Annotated in this window: 15 protein-coding genes; 13 read left to right on the top strand and 2 right to left on the bottom strand. The window is 72.4% G+C overall.

Annotation, left to right across the window (positions count from 1 at the left end; all coding sequences use genetic code 11):
* Positions 1–181 precede the first annotated feature (181 nt).
* The 6 genes from hsaA to ACFYYB_RS07165 all read left to right on the top strand — a co-directional run bounded on the left by hsaA (position 182) and on the right by ACFYYB_RS07165 (position 5402).
* Positions 182–1351, top strand: a complete 1170-nt coding sequence (gene hsaA, locus ACFYYB_RS07190) for a 3-hydroxy-9,10-secoandrosta-1,3,5(10)-triene-9,17-dione monooxygenase oxygenase subunit (protein ID WP_389433707.1) — start codon at positions 182–184, stop codon at positions 1349–1351.
* A complete protein-coding gene (hsaD, locus tag ACFYYB_RS07185) occupies positions 1348–2208 on the top strand; it encodes a 4,5:9,10-diseco-3-hydroxy-5,9,17-trioxoandrosta-1(10),2-diene-4-oate hydrolase (protein ID WP_389433705.1) in 861 nt (286 codons plus the stop codon). The genes hsaA and hsaD overlap by 4 nt, the downstream gene beginning before the upstream one ends.
* 113 nt (positions 2209–2321) lie before the next feature.
* The gene (locus ACFYYB_RS07180; RefSeq protein ID WP_389433704.1) at positions 2322–3227 is read left to right on the top strand and encodes a VOC family protein; all 906 of its coding nucleotides are present in this window, start codon (positions 2322–2324) and stop codon (positions 3225–3227) included.
* Entirely contained in the window at positions 3215–3739 is a 525-nt protein-coding gene (locus tag ACFYYB_RS07175) for a flavin reductase family protein (RefSeq protein WP_389433702.1), read from the top strand. The genes ACFYYB_RS07180 and ACFYYB_RS07175 overlap by 13 nt, the downstream gene beginning before the upstream one ends.
* Positions 3736–4230: an FAD-dependent oxidoreductase gene (locus ACFYYB_RS07170; RefSeq protein WP_389433700.1), complete on the top strand. Its 495-nt coding sequence runs from the start codon at positions 3736–3738 to the stop codon at positions 4228–4230. Before ACFYYB_RS07175 ends, ACFYYB_RS07170 begins: the two co-directional genes overlap by 4 nt.
* On the top strand, positions 4197–5402 hold the full coding sequence (locus ACFYYB_RS07165) for an FAD-binding protein (protein WP_389433699.1): 1206 nt from the start codon (positions 4197–4199) through the stop codon (positions 5400–5402). The genes ACFYYB_RS07170 and ACFYYB_RS07165 overlap by 34 nt, the downstream gene beginning before the upstream one ends.
* A gap of 40 nt (positions 5403–5442) precedes the next feature.
* Here ACFYYB_RS07165 and ACFYYB_RS07160 read toward each other — a convergent pair whose 3' ends face one another.
* Complete coding sequence (locus tag ACFYYB_RS07160) at positions 5443–6126, bottom strand: HAD family acid phosphatase (RefSeq protein ID WP_389433697.1); 684 nt, start codon at positions 6124–6126, stop codon at positions 5443–5445.
* 132 nt (positions 6127–6258) lie between these two features.
* A complete protein-coding gene (locus ACFYYB_RS07155) occupies positions 6259–7152 on the bottom strand; it encodes a hypothetical protein (protein ID WP_389433696.1) in 894 nt (297 codons plus the stop codon).
* A gap of 143 nt (positions 7153–7295) precedes the next feature.
* Here ACFYYB_RS07155 and ACFYYB_RS07150 point away from each other — a divergent pair, with 143 nt between their 5' ends.
* The 7 genes from ACFYYB_RS07150 (at position 7296) to pepN (ending at position 14928) form a co-directional block, all read left to right on the top strand.
* Entirely contained in the window at positions 7296–8078 is a 783-nt protein-coding gene (locus ACFYYB_RS07150; protein WP_389433694.1) for a serine protease, read from the top strand.
* Positions 8079–8364: 286 nt separating this feature from the next.
* Positions 8365–9024 carry a response regulator gene (locus tag ACFYYB_RS07145; RefSeq protein WP_383954125.1) on the top strand — a complete coding sequence of 220 codons (660 nt, stop codon included), beginning with the start codon at positions 8365–8367 and terminating at the stop codon, positions 9022–9024.
* A gap of 784 nt (positions 9025–9808) precedes the next feature.
* The gene (locus tag ACFYYB_RS07140; RefSeq protein WP_389433692.1) at positions 9809–10996 is read left to right on the top strand and encodes a sensor histidine kinase; all 1188 of its coding nucleotides are present in this window, start codon (positions 9809–9811) and stop codon (positions 10994–10996) included.
* A gap of 88 nt (positions 10997–11084) precedes the next feature.
* Entirely contained in the window at positions 11085–11669 is a 585-nt protein-coding gene (locus tag ACFYYB_RS07135) for a DUF2975 domain-containing protein (RefSeq protein WP_389433691.1), read from the top strand.
* Between the two features lie 11 nt (positions 11670–11680).
* Positions 11681–11911: a helix-turn-helix domain-containing protein gene (locus ACFYYB_RS07130; RefSeq protein WP_389434937.1), complete on the top strand. Its 231-nt coding sequence runs from the start codon at positions 11681–11683 to the stop codon at positions 11909–11911.
* Positions 11912–11978: 67 nt separating this feature from the next.
* Positions 11979–12326, top strand: a complete 348-nt coding sequence (locus ACFYYB_RS07125) for a chorismate mutase (protein WP_389433689.1) — start codon at positions 11979–11981, stop codon at positions 12324–12326.
* Positions 12327–12366: 40 nt separating this feature from the next.
* Entirely contained in the window at positions 12367–14928 is a 2562-nt protein-coding gene (gene pepN, locus ACFYYB_RS07120) for an aminopeptidase N (protein WP_389433687.1), read from the top strand.
* Positions 14929–15271: the final 343 nt, after the last annotated feature.

The raw sequence follows: 15271 nt of genomic DNA, 5'->3' as shown, positions 1-15271 counted from the left end.
CGGAGAGGTCTATTTCATTCAGTAATACTTCAAGTAGTCGGTTCGAGGACCTTCCCGCTCAGCGGGAACAGCTCGTTCCGCGCCCGGAACACCCGGCGTACGTTCCTCGCCATCGATCCGGAAACCGATCCGGCCGTCGATGCAGAACTCCCGAAGATCCTTGATCCGAGAAGGGGACACCATGAGTGACGAAGAGGTCCTCGCAGCGGTCCGCGCCCTCGCCCCCGCCCTCCGCGAGCGCAGCGCCGAGGCCGAAGACCTGCGCAAGGTCCCCGAGGCGAGCATCAAGGAACTCGCCGCCACCGGCTTCTTCCGGCTGCTCCAGCCCAAGGCCCACGGCGGGTACGCCGCCGACCCGGCGCTCTTCTACGCCGCGGTCAAGGACATAGCCAAGGCCTGCGGCTCCACCGGCTGGGTCGCCTCCGTCGTCGGCGTCCACCCCTGGCACGTGGCCCTCTACGACCCCCGCGCCCAGGAAGAGGTCTGGGGCCGGGACCAGGACACCCGCATCTGCTCCTCCTACGCCCCCACCGGCAAGGTCACCCCCGTCGACGGAGGCTTCACCCTCAGCGGCCGCTGGCACTTCTCCTCCGGCTGCGACCACGCCGACTGGGCCCTGCTCGGCGGACTGGTCACCGACGCCGAAGGCCGCCCCGTCGACATGCGGACCTTCCTGATCCCGCGCTCCCAGTACCGCATCGACGAGGTCTGGGACACCGTCGGCCTGCGCGGCTCCGGCTCCAACGACATCGTCGTCGAGGAGGTCTTCGTCCCCGAACACCGAGCCCTGAGCTTCGGCCCCGTCACCGCCCTCCAGGTACCCGGCCACCGCATCAACCCCGAGCCGCTCTACCGGCTCCCGTACGCCTCCGTCTTCACCACCACCATCTCCACCCCCATCGTCGGCATCGCCGAAGGCGCCTACGAGGACTACGTCACCGCCACCCGCGAACGCTTCCGCGTCTCCTACGGCCAGCAGGTCGCCGAGGACCCCTTCGCCCAGGTCCGCATCGCCCGCGCCGCCAGCGACATCGACGCCTCCTGGCTCCAGCTCCGGCGCAACGTCTCCGAGCTCTACGCCCTCGCCGAACGCGGCGAGGAACTCCCCACACCGCTGCGCACCCGGGCCCGCCGCGACCAGGTCCTCGCCACCGAGCGCTGCGTCGCCGCCGTCGACCTCCTCATGGAGAACGCGGGCGGCAGCGCCATGCGCACCGGCCCCAACCCCGTCCAGCGCGCCTGGCGCGACGTCCACACCGGCCGCGGCCACGCCGCCAACGACCCGGAGCGGGCCCTGGTCCTGTTCGGACAGGGCGCCCTCGGCCTCGACATCCAGGACACGATGCTGTGAGCGCGCCGGGATTCACGTACGAGAACACCTCCCGCACCGCCAAGGCGGGTGCCCTGAACCTGCACTTCCATGAGGCCGGCCCGCTCGACGCACCCGTCGTGATCATGCTGCACGGCGGCGGACCCGGTGCCTCCGGCTGGTCCAACTTCGGCGGCAACCTGCCCCACTTCGCCGAGCGGTTCCGCACCCTGCTCGTCGACCAGCCCTGCTACGGCCGCTCCGACAAGCCGGAACCCGACCGCGACTACTTCGGCTTCAGCGCGAACGCCGTCCTCGCCCTCATGGACGAACTCGGCATCGAGCGGGCGCACCTCATCGGCAACTCCCTCGGCGGAGGCACCGCCACCCGGCTCGTCCTGGACCACCCCGAACGCGTCGACAAGCTCCTGCTCATGGGCCCCGGCGGGATCTCGCTCAACCTGTTCTCCGCCGACCCCACCGAAGGCATCAAGCGGCTCTTCGAGTTCAGCCTCGACCCCGATCCCACCCGCGAGCAGATGCGGACCTTCCTCACCACCCTCGCCCACGACCCGGCGATCGTCACCGACGCCCTCGTCGAGGAGCGCTACGCCCAGGCCACCGACCCCGAAGCCAGGCTCGGCAACGCCCGCATGGGCGCCTCCTTCGCCAAGTGGCCCGAGGCCGCCATGCTCTGGCGCGAAGCGCACCGCATCAGCCGCCCCGTCCTGCTGACCTGGGGCCGCGAGGACCGCGTCAACCCGGTAGACGGCGCCTTCCTCGCGCTGAAGACCATCCCCGACGCCCGTCTGCACGTCTTCCCGCACTGCGGGCACTGGGCGCAGACCGAGGCCGCCGACGAGTTCAACCGGCTCGCCACCGACTTCTTCCTCCACTGATCCCGGCACTGCTCCCGCACTGATCCCCGCACCGATCCCCGCACTGCCCCCGCACTGCCCCCGCACTGATCTCCGCACTGATCTCCGCACCGATCCCACCGAGGAGTTCCCGCATGGACATACGCGCACTCGGCTACCTCCGCATCGAGACCGCCGACCTCGCCGCCTGGCGCACCTACGTCCTCGACATCCTCGGCATGGCCGAAGCCGCAGGCACCACGGACACCAGCCTGGGCGTCCGCATCGACGACCGCACGCACCGCTTCCAGTTCGTCGCCGGAGCCCAGGACCGGCTCCTCGCCGCCGGCTTCGAGGTGGCGAACGCCCGCGCCCTCGAAGACGCCGCCGCCGAACTGGAGGCCGCCGGCCACCCCGTCAAGCAGGGCGACGCCGAGACCCTCGCCGACCGCCGCGTCCAGGGCCTCATCCACTGCGAGGACCCCAGCGGCAACCCCCTGGAGATCTACTGGGGCCAGGCCCAGGACCACACCCCGCTCCCGGCCCGGTACGGCAACCGGTTCGTCACCGGCGGCCGCGAGGGCGATCTCGGCCTCGGCCACGTCGTCCTGCCCGCCGCCGACACCGAGGCCACCCTCGACTTCTACGAGAACCTCCTCGGCTTCCAGCTGCGCGACTCCATGCGGCTGCCCCCGGTCGCCGTCCCCACCGGCAAGCCCGGCCAGGACTCCTACTGGATGCACTTCCTCAGCCCCAACCGCCGCCACCACAGCCTCGGGCTCTACCCCGGCGCGCTGCCGCCCGGCATCGTGCACTTCATGGTCGAGCTGGAGACCCTCGACGACGTCGGCTACTGCCTGGACCGCATGAACGAGGCGGGCATCCCCATCGCCTCCACCCTCGGCCGGCACTCCAACGACCACATGGTCTCCTTCTACGCCCAGGCCCCCGGCGGCTTCCAGGTCGAATACGGCTGGGACGGCCTGCTGGTCGACCCCGCCACCTGGACCGCGAAGGAGATCACCGCGGACAGCTTCTGGGGCCACCAGTGGAACGGCTGACCGGCCCCGGAGCCCCGGTCGACGCGGTCGACGCGGTCGATCCGTCCCTGTTCCGCGAGGTCCTCGGCGCCTTCGCCTCCGGCATCACCGTCGTCGCGGCCCTCGCGGACGACGGCCGGCCGGCCGGGCTGGCCTGCCAGTCCTTCGCCTCCCTCTCCCTCGACCCGCCACTGGTCCTGCTCTGCGTGGGCAAGGGCTCCTCCAGCTGGCCCAAGGTCCGGGCCGCCGGACGCTTCGGCGTCAGCATCCTCGCCGAGGAGCAGCGCGCCGTCTGCGAGGCGCTGGGCCGCCGCGGCGAGGACAAGTTCGCGGGCGTCGACTGGGAACTCTCCGCCCACGGCGCCGTCCGCGTCACCGGCGCCCTCGCCACCGTCGACTGCGCCCTCGAAGAGGTCCACGAGGCGGGCGACCACTACCTCGTCACCGCCCGGGTCCTCGAACTGAGCGCCCGCGACGGCGGATCGCCCCTCCTCTACTACCGCAGCGACTACGCCACCGGAGCCTTCGGATGACAGCCGAGCACCTCACCGAGCACGCCTACGACGTGGTGGTCGTCGGCTCCGGCGCCGCCGGATTCGCCGCCGCCGTCACGGCCCGACTGCGCGGCCTGAGCGTCCTGATCGTGGAGAAGACCGACAGGTACGGCGGTTCCACCGCCCTGTCCGGCGGCGCGATCTGGGTCCCCGGCAACTTCCACCTCGACCGCGCCGGCCTCGCCGACACCCGCGAGAAGGCCCGCGCCTACCTCGACGCCACCGTCGGCGACCGGGTCCCGGCCGCCCGCAAGGACGCGTACCTCAGCCACGGGCCGCGGATGGTCAGGGAGTTCCACGACCGCACCGAGATCCGCTTCATGTACACCCCCGGCTACTCGGACTACTTCCCCGAGGCCCAGGGCGGCATGGCGCAGGGCGCTCCATCGAACCGTGCATCGTCGACTTCAAACGGCTCGGCGGGCTCGGCGCCTCCATGCGCCGGGCCGGACTGCCCACGTACGGGCTGACCATGACCTCGTACGACTTCCGCTTCCTGAACATGGTCAGCCGGACCTGGGCGGGCCGGAGGACCTCCGTCAAGGTCGGCCTGCGCGCCGTCAAGGCGCTGGCCACCGGCCGCAAGCTGCTCTCCCTCGGAGAGGCGCTCATCGCCCGCATGCGGCTGTCCCTGGAGGCGCTGGGCGGCGAGCTGTGGCTGTCGGCGCCCCTGACCGGTCTGGTCACGGACCCGGCCGGGCGGGTGACGGGCGTACGGGTCCTGCGCGCCGGGCGCGAAGTGACCGTAGCGGCGCGGGGCGGGGTGGTGCTGGCCTCGGGCGGGTTCTCGCACGACCAGGCGCTGCGCGAGAAGCACCTGCCCGCGCCCACCTCCACGGCCTGGACGCACGCCTCGGAGGGCCAGACCGGAGACGCCCTGAAGCTCGGTGAGGAGCTGGGGGCCGCCACCGACCTGCTGGACAAGGTCTGGGGCGCGCCGTCGGTGTGCCCGCCGGGGGAGAAGCCCTTCTTCCTCGTCGCCGACCGGGGCATCCCCGGCATGGTCATCGTCAACGAGGCGGGGGAGCGCTACGCCAACGAGGCCCTGCCGTACCACGCGTTCGTGGACCGGATGTACGCCGCCGACCGGCCCGGGGCGTCGACCGTGCCGTCCTGGCTGATCCTGGACGCCCGTTCCAAGGCCCGGTACATCTTCGCCGGCCTCTTCCCCGGGCAGCCCTTCCCCAAGAAGTGGCTGGAGAGCGGCTTCCTGAAGAAGGCAGGCACCGTGGAGGAACTGGCCCGGCAGATCTCCGCCCCCGGCCTGCCCGCCGCGATCAGCCGCTTCAACACCTTCGCCGAGGCCGGCACCGACAAGGACCACGGGCGGGGCGAGAGCGTCTACGACCGCTACTACGGCGACCCCACCCTGCCCAACCCGAACCTGACGCCGATCGACAAGGGCCCCTTCTACGCGGTCCCCGTCCACCCCGGGGACATCGGCACCAAGGGCGGCCTCGTCACGGACACCGACGGCCGGGTGCTCCGCGAGGACTCCACGCCGATCCCGGGGCTCTACGCCTCCGGCAACTGCTCGGCGGCGGTGATGGGGGAGACCTACCCCGGGCCGGGCGCGACGATCGGCCCCGCGATGGCCTTCGGCTGGGCCGCCGTCAACGCGATCGCCGCCGGGCTGGAGTAGGCCGCCCCGATCGTCTCGCCGGTCCCGTCCCGTCCCGCTCCTAAGAGAGCTTGCCGCCGTAGTCCGGCAGCTTGACGGTGCGCTCGGCGTGGCCGCCGACCAGGTCGCTCTGGTTGTTGCCGATGTTGGCGATGATCGTGTAGCCGCGCGCCTCGATCTCGGCCCGCTTGGCCGTCTTGTAGGCGCTGACCTCGTCGAACAGGGCGGGCAGATCGCGGACGTAGAGGCCCGAGACCGGGTAGCCGACCGCCTTGAGGTTGCGCTCGGTCAGGGAGTACACGATCCCCGGGCGGGCGGTGACGAAGAAGACGGCGACCCCGCGGTCGCTCGCGTACCGGGTCAGGTCGCGGACCTGGGCGATCGCGGGGGTCGGGAAGGTCCAGAACCAGTGGAAGTCCGTCTCCAGCGACGAGTTGTCGATGTCGAGGACGATCGCCGGCTTCTCACCGGCCGGTGAGGCGGCGATGCGCTGCTCGATCCCGGGGCGGGCCGCGTCGATGACGGCGGAGACGTCGCGCTGCCAGGTGGCGTAGTCGATGCCGAGGAACACCGCGTTGCCGCCGGGGGCGGAGGCGGTGACGGAGGCGGGGGCGGAGGCGGTGGCGGCGGTCCCGGCCGTCGTGGCGGGGGCCGCGTGGGCGGCGGTGGCCGGAACCAGGGCCAGTACGGCGGCTGCTGCCGCGGCCACCGCGGCGGCCGTGGTGCGGGTGCGGGTGCTGCGCATGGGGGACGCTCCTCGATCACGTGTTGGCATGTACGTGATCAGGCTGGAGATCGCGCGCCCGCGTGTCTACTGGCCGGTAAGTAATTTTTCATGGCCGGTCGGTGAACCTCCGTCATGTCCCGTGACGGGTGCCTAGGTGTCGCAGTCCAGCACCGTGCGGCACAGCCCGCAGCGGGCCCGGACCGGCCCGCGGTGCGCGGGCAACCGCAGCCGCTGCCCGCACACCGGGCACGGAAAGCCCACGCGCAGCCCGGCCGGGTGCTCCTCGAACCCGTACGGGGCTCCGGGCGCGGCGGCTCCGGTCAGGCGGGCCGCCGCGTACCGCAGCCGCTCCCGGCGGCCCGCCGCCGCGAGGGGGGCCCGGCGCAGGTCCCGGTCGGCCAGGGCACGGCCGCGCACGTACGCCTCGTAGGCCTGCGGGCTGGTGAACCACGCCGAGAGGTCCTCGCCGCCGAGGAACCGGCCGCGCCGGGCCAGGACGTAGCCGAACTCCTCCGGGGTGAGGTAGCCGAGCTTCTGGTGGGTGAGCTCGTCCTCCCGGTAGGCGTCGAGCAGCAGCCAGCCGGCGCCGAGGTAGGCGGCGGCGGTGTCGGTGAGGATCTCGTTGGCGGCGGTGGTGGGGAAGCGCAGGTCCAGGCGGTGCAGCAGCACGTGCGTGACCTCGTGGGCGAGGGCGGCCGCCAGATCGCGGCGGTGCACGCGGAAGCGGTCGTTGACCTCGACGAAGTACTCGGGCCCGGCGGTCAGTTCCACGGTCGCCGCCTCCTCCATCGGCCGGAAGCCCACGATCAGGCGCGCGTCGGGCAGCCGCAGGGCGCGGACCATCGCGGAAGCCACCCGGTGGGCGCCCGGATACAGGTCCTCGGAGGCGGAGAAGGCCGCGTCGGCGGGGGCGAAGGAGGTGCCGTAGGCGCGGATCTCGTCGGCGGACAGCCGCCGGAACAGCGCGGTGAGGGCCGCGCGGACCGTCTCCAGATGAGGAAATCCGTGCTCGATCGGGCTGTCGCGCCGACCGTTGTGCGTCATGGGGTGCCTCCGGCCGGAAGTTGTCCGAAAACGCGTTCTTGATGGACTCGGCGTGAACGGTGTGTCATGTACCCGTCACCCGGGCGGTCCATCCCACCCGCCCCGAGGTGACGCGCACGGCCCAACCCCCCACGAAAGGCAGTGTGTCGACTGTGTCCAGCCTCGTCACCACCCTCAAGCGCGCCCTCGCCGTCGGAGCGGTGGCCCTCGCGGCCGTCAGCCTCCAGCCCGGCACCGCCACCGCCGGCACGGCGCCCGTCGTCGGCGGCACCCGCGCCGCCCAGGGAGAGTTCCCCTTCATGGTCCGCCTCTCCATGGGCTGCGGCGGCGCCCTCTACACCCAGCAGATCGTGCTCACCGCCGCCCACTGTGTGAGCGGCTCCGGCAACAACACCTCCATCACCGCCACCGCCGGAGTCGTCGACCTCAACAGCGCCAGCGCCATCAAGGTCAAGTCCACCAAGGTGCTCCAAGCCCCCGGCTACAACGGCACGGGCAAGGACTGGGCCCTGATCAAGCTGGCCAAGCCCATCAACCTGCCCACCCTCAAGATCGCCGACACCAAGGCCTACGACAACGGCACCTTCACCGTCGCCGGCTGGGGCGCCACCCGGGAAGGCGGCGGCCAGCAGCGCTACCTGCAGAAGGCCACCGTCCCCTTCGTCTCCGACGCCTCCTGCCAGGCCTCCTACGGCGGCTCGATCGTGCCCGCCGAGGAGATCTGCGCCGGGTTCGCCGCGGGCGGCGTCGACACCTGCCAGGGCGACTCCGGCGGTCCGATGTTCCGCCGGGACAACGCCAACGCCTGGATCCAGGTCGGCATAGTCAGCTGGGGCGAGGGCTGCGCACGCCCCGACTACCCCGGCGTCTACACGGAGGTCTCCACCTTCGCGGCGGCCATCAAGAGCGCGGCCGCCACGCTCTGACCGGTCCCGGGGCCTTCCGCGGGTCTTCCGGCAGGTCTTCCGGCCCGTCCGTCCCGTCGGATGGTGACCGGAAGAATGAGGCGCAATGCGCAACATGTCCGTAAGGTCGACCGAAGTACCGTGAGGCCGGAACGACGCCGTTCCGGCCTCACGGCATGCTCCCGGCGCTCTGCCGTGCGGTTGCGGGCCGAGGCGCCCGCGGGTCCCATGGAGAGATCCCACCGCGTGGGAACGCCGGGGAAACCGGGACGGCACAGGCAACGGGCGACAGTGGGGCAGGCGGCGCATGGCGATCAGAGTGATCATCGCGGACGACCAGGAGATGGTCAGGACCGGCTTCCGGATGATCCTCGAAAGCCAGCCCGACATCGAGGTGGTCGCCGACGTGGAAGACGGCGAAGCGGCCCTCGCGGCCGTCGCCGAACACCGGCCCGACGTCCTGCTCCTCGACATCCGCATGCCCAAACTCGACGGGCTCGAAGTCACCCGCCGGCTCTCGGGCCGCGACACCCCCCGCATCGTCATCGTCACCACCTTCGACCTCGACGAGTACGTCCACGCGGCGCTCCAGGGCGGAGCGTCCGGCTTCCTCCTCAAAGACGCGAGCCCGGCCATGCTGGTTGAAGCGGTACGGGCGGCAGCCGTCGGAGACTCCCTCGTCTCACCCGCCATCACCGTCCGGTTGCTGCGCGAAATGGCCCACCGCACCCCGGCGGCCGCCGCGGCCGCCCGCCGCCCGGCGGAACCCCTGACGGACCGGGAACGCGAGGTCGTACGCTGCCTCGCGCGCGGCCTGACCAACGCCGAGATCGCCGGGGAACTCTTCGTCTCCCTCTCCACGGTCAAGACCCACCTGGCCAACGTCCAGGCCAAACTGGACGCCCGCAACCGCGTGGAAATCGCCGCCTGGGCCTGGGAAAGCGGCCTGGCGGGCACCCCGGCGTGACCCACCCCCGACCCACCCCCGCCCACGGCACGCCCCCCACGGGACGGATGCCGTCGTGCGGGCGGTACCGCGCCCGGGAACAGACCCCGCCGCCGCGCGGGCGGTCGGGCGTCGCGCGGCGCAGGCTGCCCCGTCGATGTGCGGGTGCTCCGCGTCAGGGCCGGCCGCGTGGCAGTGCGGCTGGATTGGGTCAGGGTCGACTGAGTCCGTGTCAGAGTCGGCCGCGTGGCCGTTCGGCTGCTTCGGGTCAGGGCCGACTGCGTCCGCGTCCGGGTGCTGCCCTCGAGGGTCGGCCCCGTCAGTGTTCACGCACCGCCGGGCGGCATCAGCCTCGCCGGCGTTTGAGGCGCGGGCTCCGGGGCGCCGCCCCTGGAAGCCGGCACACGCCGTCTCCGACGACCCCGGCCCCCACGGGCGCGGGTAACACCCCGCCGGACTACGGCCCCCGCCGTCGCCGGACCCCCCACGCCCGTGGCGGGGCCGCCCACGTCCCTGGCGGGGCCGCCCACGTCCCTGGCGGAGCCGCCCATGCCGCCGGTGGGGCCGCCCACGTCCCCGGCGGAACCCTCCACGTCCCCGGTGGGGCCGCCCACGTTCCTGGCGGGGCCGCCCACGTCCCTGGCGGAGCCGCCCATGCCGCCGGTGGGGCCGCCCACGTCCCCGGCGGAACCCTCCACGTCCCCGGTGGAGCGGCCCACGTCCCCGGCGGAACCCCCCACCTCCCCGGCGGAGCCGCCCGCGCTGAGCCCCGTACAACCGGCGGAGCCCTCCGCAGGGGCCCCGCGTGAGCCCCCTGGGGCCGTGGGCCCGGCGGCACCCCTATGCCGCGGACTGGATCCGGATCCTCCTCTCCGTCACCCTCCTCTCCCTCGTCACCTTCGAGGGCGTCGTCCTCGCCCGCCAGCCCAGCACCCCCCACGCCGCCGTCTGGGTGTCCGGCGTCCTCGTCTGCCTCAGCGCCGCGCCCTGGCCGCGCATCCCGCTCCTCACCCGCGCGTGGTTCGCCGCCGCCGTCACCTGGGCCGTCACTCTCTCCCTGCTCTTCAGCAACCTCCCCCTCGTCGTCTGGGGCGGCGGCGAGGCCGTCGCCCTGCTCGTCCTCCTCACCCAGGTCCTGCTCCGCGCCCCCGCCCGCACCGCCGCCGTCCTCGGCCCCCTGCTCGCCCTCGGCTCCATGGCCGCGCCCGTCCGCGACGCGGACCCGGGCCGCTTCACCTTGCTCTTCTCCGTGCTCGCCGTCGTCGTCACCGCGTACTCCCTGCTCCTGCGCCTGCAGTCCGTCCAGCGCGTCCGCGAGCTGCGCGCCGTACGCAGTGCCGAGCGCCTGGAGCTGGCCCGTGAGCTCCACGACCTCGTCGCCCACCACGTGACGGGGATCGTCGTCGAGGCGCGCGCCGCCCGGTACACCAAGGTCTCCGCGGAACGCGCCGCCGAGATCTTCGGCCGCATCGAGACCGCCGGGGACGAGGCGCTCGGCTCCATGCGCCGCCTGGTCAAGATTCTCCGCGAGGGCGCCGACGACTCCGCCCCGGAGGCGGGCAAGGGCGCCGGCACGCCCGGCTCCGCCGGTACGGCCCCCGTCGCCGGCCTCCGGGAGATCCGCGGGCTGACGGAACGGTTCGCCGCCACCGGCCCGCCCGTGGTCCTCTACGTGGAGGAGGGCCTGGAGGCCCGGCTCCCCGCCGACGTCGCCGCCACCGCCCACCGCATCGTCCTCGAAGCCCTCACCAACATCGGCAAGCACGCGGCTACCGCGACCGCCGTCCGGATCGGCCTGCGCACGGTCCCGGCGGGCCTGGAGGTCCGGATCGCCGACGACGGCGGCCGCCCCGCGAAACTCTCCGAGAACGCCCGCGGCGGAGGCTACGGCCTCGTCGGCATGGCCGAACGCGCCGAAGCCCTCGGCGGCTCCCTCACCGCCGGCCCCGCCCCCGAAGGCGGCTGGCTGGTCACGGCGCTGCTCCCGCTCTGAACCTCTCCGACCCGACCCGACCCACTTGTCGATTATCGATATGGTCGTCTAGTCTCAGGCATATCGAAAATCGATAGGGGGGAACGCGATGAACACGCGCTTCACGAAGATCCTGGCCACCCTCACCTTCGGGCTGGCGATGCTCTGGGGACTCACTTTCATCGGCACGACCGTCTCGCGCCTGGCCGACGACGGGGCGGTCTGCGTACAAACCGGCCTCTGGGCCAACGCCACACTGGAGGGCGGCCTGCCGGTCGGCGAAGGGGTGGACGCGTCCAGCAGCGAAGCGCGGCTCTGCCAGGACGACCCCTCGGCGGCGCAACGCGCGGCCGACCTCGGGGGACAGCTGCCCTGGATGCTGTTCGCCTCCCTCGCCCTGCTGCTCTTCTCCCGCCTGCTGGACGCCGTCGTGTCGGAGGGACCGTTCACCGACAAGACGGCGCGACGGCTCACCGTCCTCGGCTGGGTCGTCACCGCGGGCACACCGCTGGCGGGCCTCGTCGCAGGGGGGTCGCATTCCTGGCTCACCGCCAGCATGGTGCCCATGGAGACGTACGGCCCGGAGGTCTCCGGGCCGCAGGTGCTCATCCTCGCCGGCCTCGCCGCCGTCATCATGGGGAAGATCATGCGCCAGGGCGTGCGCATGCGAGAGGACCTCGAAGGGACCATCTGATGCCCGAATCGATGCCCGAAGAGGAACTCCACGCGATCCGGATCCACCTCGACCGCATCCTCGCCGAACGCGGTATGACGCTCACCGAACTGTCCGCGCAGGTGGGCATCACCGTCGTCAACCTGTCCGTGCTCAAGAACGGCCGGGCCAAGGCCATCCGCTTCTCCACCCTGTCCCGGATTTGCGAAGTCCTCCGGTGCCAGCCGGGCGACCTGATCACCCACGACCCCGCCGAGTCGTAGGCCCGGCCCGTCTCAGTGGTCGATCAACCGAGGAACCGGCGGCGCACGCCACGTATTCTCGGTGACCATGAACACCAGGGACATCGACGAGAACGTCACCGCCGAGCTGGCCCGGCTCAGGGACAGCATCGACAACATCGACGCGGCCGTGGTCCACATGCTCGCCGAGCGGTTCAAGTGCACCCAGCAGGTCGGCCATCTCAAGGCCCGTCACCAGCTGCCCCCGGCCGACCCGGGCCGCGAGGCCCGCCAGATCGCCCGGCTGCGCCAACTCGCCGAGAACGCCAAACTCGACCCCGCCTTCGCCGAGAAGCTCCTCAACTTCATCATCGCCGAGGTCATCCGCCACCACGAGACGATCGCCGCCGGCGAGGGCGACGGCGAAAACGACGGCGAAAGCGCGGGCGAAGCATAGGAACTGGGGCCCGGCGCCGCCATCCGGCAGCATGGGCCCCATGTCCGCACTTACGCGCAAAGAAGCGCAGCTCCGAGCCCGGCTCATCGACGTCCAGCACTACGAGGTCGCCCTCGACCTCACCACCGGCGACGAGACATTCGAGTCCCGCACCGTCATCCGGTTCGCCGCCCGAGCGGCCGGCGACACCTTCGTCGAGCTGAAGCCGGACGAACTGCGCTCCGCCGCCCTGGACGGACACCCCCTGGACCCGGCCGCCCTCAGCGACGGCCGCCTCCCCCTCACCGGCCTCACCGAAGGCCCCCACGAACTCCGCATCGCCGCCCGCATGCGCTACTCCCGCACCGGCGAAGGCCTGCACCGCTTCACCGACCCCGCGGACGGGGAGACGTACGTCTACACCCAGATGTTCCTCGACGACGTCCAGCGCGTCTTCCCGGCATTCGACCAGCCCGACCTCAAGGCCGTGTTCGAGTTCCACGTCACGGCCCCCGCGCACTGGACCGTCCTCGCCAACGGCGTCACCACCCGCATCGGCGAACGCCCCGGCGGCAGCGGCGACGGCTCCGGGGACGGCGGCGACGGCGGGGAAGGCTCCGGGGACGGCTCCGCCCCCGAAGCCGGCATCTGGACCTCCGCCCCCACCCCCGTCATCTCCACCTACCTCGCCGCCGTCGCCGCCGGCCCCTGGCACAGCGTCCGCACCGAACACGCCGGGCTCCCCTTCGGCATCCACTGCCGCCGCTCCCTCGCCCCCCACCTCGACGCCGACGCGCAGGAAATCCTCGACCTCACCACCGCCTGCTACGACCGCTTCCACGAGAAGTTCAGCGAGCCCTACCCCTTCGACTCCTACGACCAGGCCTTCGTACCCGAGTTCAACGCCGGCGCCATGGAGAACCCGGGCCTGGTCACCTTCCGCGACGACTACGTCTTCCGCTCCGCCGTCACCGACGCCCAACGCCAGCGCCGCGCCGTCACCATCGCGCACGAGATGGCCCACATGTGGTTCGGCGACCTCGTCACCCTCAGCTGGTGGGACGACATCTGGCTGAACGAGTCCTTCGCCGAGTTCATGGGCTACCAGACCCTCATCGAAGCCACCCGCTTCACCGAGACCTGGACCGGCTTCGGCATGGAACGCAAGCCCTGGGGCTACGACGCAGACCAGCGCCCCTCCACCCACCCCGTCGCCCCCGACGCCGCCGCCGTCCCCGACACCGCCTCCGCCCTCCTCAACTTCGACGGCATCTCCTACGCCAAGGGCGCCTCCGCCCTGCGCCAACTCGTCGCCTGGCTCGGCGAGAAGGACTTCCTGGCCGGCATCAACACCCACTTCGCCCGCCACAAGTTCGCCAACGCCTCCCTCGCCGACTTCGTGGACTCCCTCGCCGCCCACACCGACCGCGACGTCCACACCTGGGCCGAGACCTGGCTGCGCACCACCGGAGTCGACACCCTCACCCCCCGGCTCGAAGAGAGCCACGGAGGCTGGACCCTCACCGTCGACCGCACCGGCAGCCGCCCCCACCACATCGCCGTCGGCCTGTACGACCGCGCCCCCGACGGGGTCCTCGAACCGCGCGAGGTCCTCGCCCTCGACGTCCCCTCCGACGAGATCCTCTCCGTCAGCGGCCCGCGCCCCGCCCTCCTCGTCCTCAACGACGGCGACCTCACCTACACCAAGGTCCGCCTCGACGAGACCTCACTCGAAACAGCCATGCGCGACATCTCCCGCATCCCCGACCCGCTCACCCGTGCCGTCGTCTGGAACTCCCTGCGCGACATGGTCCGCGACGGCGAACTGGACGCCGGCGACTACCTGGCCACCGCCGAGGCCCACGTCCCCGAGGAAACCGACCTCGCGATCGTCCAAGGCGTCCTCTCCTTCACCCGCGCCCAGATCGCCGACCGCTACGTCATCCCGCTCCGCCGCGCCGACGCCCTCACCACCCTCACCTCCATCGCCCGCGACCTGCTGCGGCGCACCGAGGACGGCTCCGACCCCGGACTGCGGCTCGTCGCCGTCCGCACCCTGGTCGACAGCGCCACCCAGCCCGACACCATCGCCGGCTGGCTCGCCGACGGCACCGTCCCCGGCGGCCCCGAACTCGACCCCGAACTGCGCTGGCGCATCCTCGCCCGCCTCTCCGTCCTCGGCGCGGCCGGCGAAGCCGAGATCGACGAAGCCCTCGCCGCCGACCCCAGCGCCACCGGCCGGGAAGGCGCCGCCCACTGCCGGGCCGCCCTCCCGACGGCCGAGGCGAAGGCCGCCGCGTGGGAGCGCCTCTTCCGCGACGACTCCCTGTCCAACTACCTCTTCACCGCCACCGCCCAGGGCTTCTGGCAGCCCGAACAGGCCGATCTGGTACGGGACTACGTCCCCCGCGCCTACGCCGAGGCCGTCACCCTCGCAGCCCGCCGCGGCCCCGCCATCGCCGACGCCGCCGGCCGCTGGGCCCTCCCGGGCCACGAGATCACCGAGGCCAACCTCCAGGCCGGCCAAGCCGCCCTGGCCGACCCCGACATCACCCCCCTCCTCCACCGCAAGCTCGTGGACCACCTCGACGACCTCACCCGCGCCGCCCGAGCCCGCCACTAACCACACCCCCGGCGCCCCCCAACCCCACCCACGCCCGACAGCCCAGCCCGCCCGGCCCTACCCAGCACCGGGTTCTGCCGGGCGCGGCTCTACGGCCCTGCCTGGCCCGGCCCTACGTGGCATCGGGTTCTGCCGGACACGGCCCCACCGGCCCTGTCCGGCACGGGCCCTACGTGGCACCGAGCCCTGCCGGGTGTGGCTGTACCGGCCTTGTCCGGCACGGGCTTACGCGGCATCGGGCTATGGCGGGTGTGGCTGTACCGGCCTTGTCCGGCACGGGCTTACGCGGCATCGGGCTATGGCGGGTGTGGCTGTACCGGCCTTGTCCGGCACGGGCTTACGC

The organism is Streptomyces sp. NPDC002886, from assembly GCF_042888445.1.
Classification (GTDB): Bacteria; Actinomycetota; Actinomycetes; order Streptomycetales; family Streptomycetaceae; genus Streptomyces.
Note: the sequence above shows the minus strand (reverse complement) of the source record. Positions and strands in the feature narration are given on the sequence as shown.